Origin of the sequence: Micropruina sp., from assembly GCF_047606365.1 — a bacterium.
Taxonomy (GTDB): domain Bacteria; phylum Actinomycetota; class Actinomycetes; order Propionibacteriales; family Propionibacteriaceae; genus Micropruina.
Genome location: NZ_JASGEN010000106.1, coordinates 1 through 4,197 on the forward strand (window position 1 = coordinate 1; position 4,197 = coordinate 4,197).

Sequence of the window (4,197 nt, forward strand, 5' to 3'; positions counted from 1 at the left end):
CCTGGCTGCCGGTGACCAGCTCCCAGGCGTACTCGATGGCGCCGGCCTTGAAATAGTCGCCGAAGGAGAAATTGCCGTTCATCTGGAAGAACGTGCCGTGCCGGGTGGTCTTGCCGACCTCTTCGATGTCGAGGGTGCGGACGCACTTCTGCACGCTGACGGCGCGCTTGAACGGCGCGTCTTCGGCACCGGTGAAGTAGGGCTTGAACGGCACCATGCCGGCATTGACGAAGAGCAGGGTCGGGTCGTTGTAGACCAGCGGGCTCGAAGGCACCTCGGTGTGGCCGTTACGCACGAAGAAGTCGAGGTAGCGACGCCGGATCTCGGCGGTTTTCATGATGTGTGTGTCCGATCGGAGACGCCGGCGATCGCCGGCGGAGTGGTCAGTTGCGGGTGCTCTCCTGGACGGGGACGCCCTCCTGGTGGGAAGGGTTTTCTCCGTCCAGGCCGAGAGCCTCGCGCAACTCGTGTTCGCGCTCGTCCATCGCGCTGGTCATGGTGTGCAGGAATTCGTCGACCCAGCCCCGGGTGTTGCGGGCGGACTTCTCGACCTGCTCGGTGATGCCCTTGGGGGTGAACCGCTCGTAGTATTCGCGGCCCTTCACCACCAGCCAGACGGTGGCACCGACGCCGACCGCGAACCAGAACAGTCGGCGTCCCATCACTTGGCCGCTTTCCGCTTGCCCTTGATGGCCTGCCGGACGCCGTGGGTGAACGCGGCGGTCTTCACCAGCGGGCCGCCGAGGGTGGCCGAGAACAGCGTGGACAGCTGGGCGGCGTTCTCGCTGACGACGACGGCGTGCCGGCTGACCCGGGAGACGTCCTCGGTGACCAGGCTCAGCTTGCTGAGCTCCTCGTTGGTGGCCGTCACGGTGCCCTTCAGTTCATGCAGGATCGGCACCGAGCTGTGACCGACGTCCCGGACGGCGAGCCTGAGCTCCTCGAGCACCCGCCCGAGCTTGAGCAGCGGCACCGCGCAGAAGGCGACCAGTGCGACTGCGGCGATGGCAGCGATCAGGCCGGCGATCTCTCCAGTGGACATGGGCATTCCTCACGTGGTGATGGTGACCCACGCAGCCTAACGCACCGGCCGCGGCGGTATTCCACCCTCGACGGTGGGTCAGCCGGCATTCCTGGCCATCGCGAGGCGTTCCAGGGCGACGGCGCGTTGCTCGGCATGGTCGACGATCCGCTCCGGGTAGCCGCCCGCGTACCCGTCGGCGCTGCGCCACGGCTCGTGGACGGCGGCGCCACTCAGCTGTCGTAGTTCGGGGATCCAGCGCCGGACGTAGTCGCCGTTCGGGTCGAACTTCTTGCCCTGCTCGACCGGGTTGAAGATCCGGAAGTAGGGCGCGGCATCGGTCCCGGTGCCGGCCACCCATTGCCAGCCGTGGTTGTTGGAGGCCGGGTCGCCGTCGATCAGGTGTTGCAGGAAATGCCGGGCGCCGACCGGCCACCAGATGTGCAGATCCTTGGCCAGGAAACTCGCGGTCACCATCCGCACCCGGTTGTGCATCCAACCGATGGCCAGCAGCTGGCGCATGCCGGCGTCCACGAGCGGGTAGCCGGTGTGGCCGGTGCGCCAGGCGTCGACCAGGTCGCTCTCGGCGTCGTAGGCCAGGCCGGACAGCTCGGGTCGTAGGTCGTGCCACAGCGAATCGGGGTGGTGATGGACCACGTCGGCGTAGAACTCGCGCCAGGCCAGCTCGGTGCCGAAGGCGTTCGCGCTGCGGGGCGGGCGTCCGGGTAGGTCGGCGAGCAGGGTGCGAGGATGCAGGACGCCGAACTTCAGGTAGGGCGACAGTCGCGAGGTGCCGTCCAGGTCGGGCCGGTCGCGGTCGGTGGCGTAGCCGGCGAGCCCTTCGTCGAGGAACTCGCGCCATCTGCTGCGCGCGGCCTGCTCCCCTGCCGGCGGCAGCGCGGGCACGCCGGACGCGGTCGCGGCCGCGTCCAGTTTTCTCCAGGCGGCGTCGTCGGACTCGGCACGATGCAGAGTCAGCCCGCGGGGCTCGGAGGCCGGAGGCCGCCAGCCGTGTTCCCGCCAGGCCCGGCAGAACGGGGTGAACACCCGGTACGGGTTGCCCTGCTGATTGCGGATCCGGCCGGGGGCGACCGCGTAGGGGCTGCCGGTGGCCACCCAGGCGATGTCGCGTTGACCGAGAGCCTCTTGGACGCGGGCGTCGCGGGCCGCGCCGTCCGGCTCGGTCTCGGCCGAAACATGGACCGAGCGGGCCACGACCTCGGTCGCCAACTCTGGAACGACCTGCTCCGGAGTGCCGTACCGCAGGCAGAGGCGTCCCTCGTAGGCCTCGTCGAGGGCGCGCAGGGTGTGCGCCAGCCACGCCTGCCGGGGTTCTCCGGCATCGTCGAAGAACGCCGGGTCGAGCACGAACAGCGGCAGCACCGGCCCGTCGGCATGGGCAGCAGCCAGCGCCGGATGGTCACCCCGGCGCAGATCACGGCGCAACCACAGGATGCTGGTCATGACCGGCATGCTCGCACGCCGTCCGCCCCGTCGCCTGACCGCTTGGGGTGTGACTACGAGGGGTGTGACCACGGGGACGGTTCTCTCGGTCACCAGGGACGGTTCTCTCGGTCACCAGGGACGGTTCTCTCGGTCACCAGGGACGGTTCTCTCGGTCACCAGGGACGGTTCCTTCGGTCACCAGGGACGGTTCCTTCGGTCACCGAGAAACGGCCTAGGCTGACCGGGTGAAGCTGACCATCGTGGGGGGCGGCGGGTTCCGGGTGCCTCTGGTGCATGCGGCACTACTGAACGACGATCTGATTGACCAGGTCGCGCTGCTCGACGTCGATGTCGACCGGCTGGCGGTGATGGATCGGGTGCTGACCGGCCAGTCCGCGGGGTCGACCCGGTTGCGGCACAGCGTCCATACCGATCCGTCAGAGGCGCTGGACGGTGCCGATTTCGTCTTTTCCGCGCTGCGGGCCGGCGGGACGGCGTCCCGGGTGCTCGATGAGCGGATCGCCGCCGAGCATGGGCTGATCGGTCAGGAGACCGTCGGTGCGGGCGGCATCGCCTACGCGCTGCGCAGCATTCCCGTCTCGCTCGAGCTGGCTCGGACCATTGCCGAAGTGGCGCCGCGGGCCTGGCTGATCAACTTCACCAACCCGGCCGGCATGGTCACCGAGGCGTTGAGCGCGGTGCATCCGCGGGTGGTCGGCATCTGTGACTCGCCGATCGCGCTGGCCCGCCGAGCCGCGGCCGCGCTCGGCCTCGATCCGGCGTCCGTCGAGCCGGACTACGTCGGGCTGAACCATCTGGGTTGGCTGCGCGGCCTGCGGGTGGACGGCGTGGACCGGCTGCCCGAGCTATTCGCCGACCCGGCGCTGCTGGCGTCCTTCGAGGAGGGCCGGCTCTTCGGGCCGCAGCTGATCGGTGACCTCGGGGCGTTGCCGAACGAGTACCTGCACTGGTTCTATTTCCGCCGCGAAGGCGGAACCGGCGGTGGCCGCGGTGCGTTTCTGGCCGAGCAGCAGGACCGTTTCTATCGGTGTTGTCCCAGCGACCCGGACGCGGCGCTGGCCGCCTGGGACGCCGTCCGCCGGGAGCGGGAGGAAACCTACGGCGCGGCCAACCGGGAGGCGGCCGGCGGCTTCGAGCGAGCGGACGCCGACCTGGTCTCCGGCGGCTACGAAGGGGTGGCGCTGGCGATCATGCGGGCCATCGGACGCGACGAGCCGGCGACGCTGATCCTCAACCTGCCCAACGCCGGACGGCTCGCCGAACTGCCCGACGACGCCGTCATCGAGGCCCCCTGCCGGGTGGACGGACGCGAGCTGCACCCGTTGCCGTTGGCGCCGCTACCCGACTACGCCCGGGGCCTGGTCGCCACGATCAAGCAGGTGGAGCGGTGGACGATCGAGGCCGCCACTACGGGTTCGGCCCGGGCGGCGCGGTTGGCGTTCACCCACCACCCGCTGGTCGACTCGGCGGCGACCGCCGTCCGGCTGCTGGAGGATTACCGCGCCGCGCTCCCCCAGCTGCACTATCTGCGCGACGACCGTTGAGCCATCGTTGGTGCTTGTCGGGCGCGGGTGAGGGGGTATCGACGTAGAGGATGTAAGTGCCCTCCCGGCAAAGGGGGCGTGTGACCCTGGTCTCGACTGGCGTGCCTGGTGAGGTCTGCCTTTGGTTTGATCCGTCCACGGCCTCTTGCTGGTGGGGTGACCGTA

Annotated in this window: 5 protein-coding genes; 1 reads left to right on the forward strand and 4 read right to left on the reverse strand. The window is 69.5% G+C overall.

Annotation, left to right across the window (positions count from 1 at the left end):
- The 4 genes from QM624_RS12670 to QM624_RS12685 all read right to left on the reverse strand — a co-directional run.
- The coding region (locus tag QM624_RS12670) for an alanine--tRNA ligase-related protein (RefSeq protein WP_415092339.1) at window positions 1-337 on the reverse strand (337 nt) is incomplete at its 3' end.
- Between the two features lie 46 nt (window positions 338-383).
- Window positions 384-662: a DUF6167 family protein gene (locus tag QM624_RS12675; protein ID WP_415092341.1), complete on the reverse strand. Its 279-nt coding sequence runs from the start codon at window positions 660-662 to the stop codon at window positions 384-386.
- Complete coding sequence (locus tag QM624_RS12680; protein ID WP_415092343.1) at window positions 662-1,042, reverse strand: DUF948 domain-containing protein; 381 nt, start codon at window positions 1,040-1,042, stop codon at window positions 662-664. Before QM624_RS12680 ends, QM624_RS12675 begins: the two co-directional genes overlap by 1 nt.
- Before the next feature lie 78 nt (window positions 1,043-1,120).
- Window positions 1,121-2,485, reverse strand: a complete 1,365-nt coding sequence (locus tag QM624_RS12685) for a cryptochrome/photolyase family protein (protein WP_415092345.1) — start codon at window positions 2,483-2,485, stop codon at window positions 1,121-1,123.
- Window positions 2,486-2,712: 227 nt separating this feature from the next.
- Between QM624_RS12685 and QM624_RS12690 the strand changes: the two genes are divergently transcribed.
- Window positions 2,713-4,032, forward strand: a complete 1,320-nt coding sequence (locus tag QM624_RS12690) for a 6-phospho-beta-glucosidase (protein WP_415092347.1) — start codon at window positions 2,713-2,715, stop codon at window positions 4,030-4,032.
- The last annotated feature ends 165 nt before the right edge of the window (window positions 4,033-4,197 follow it).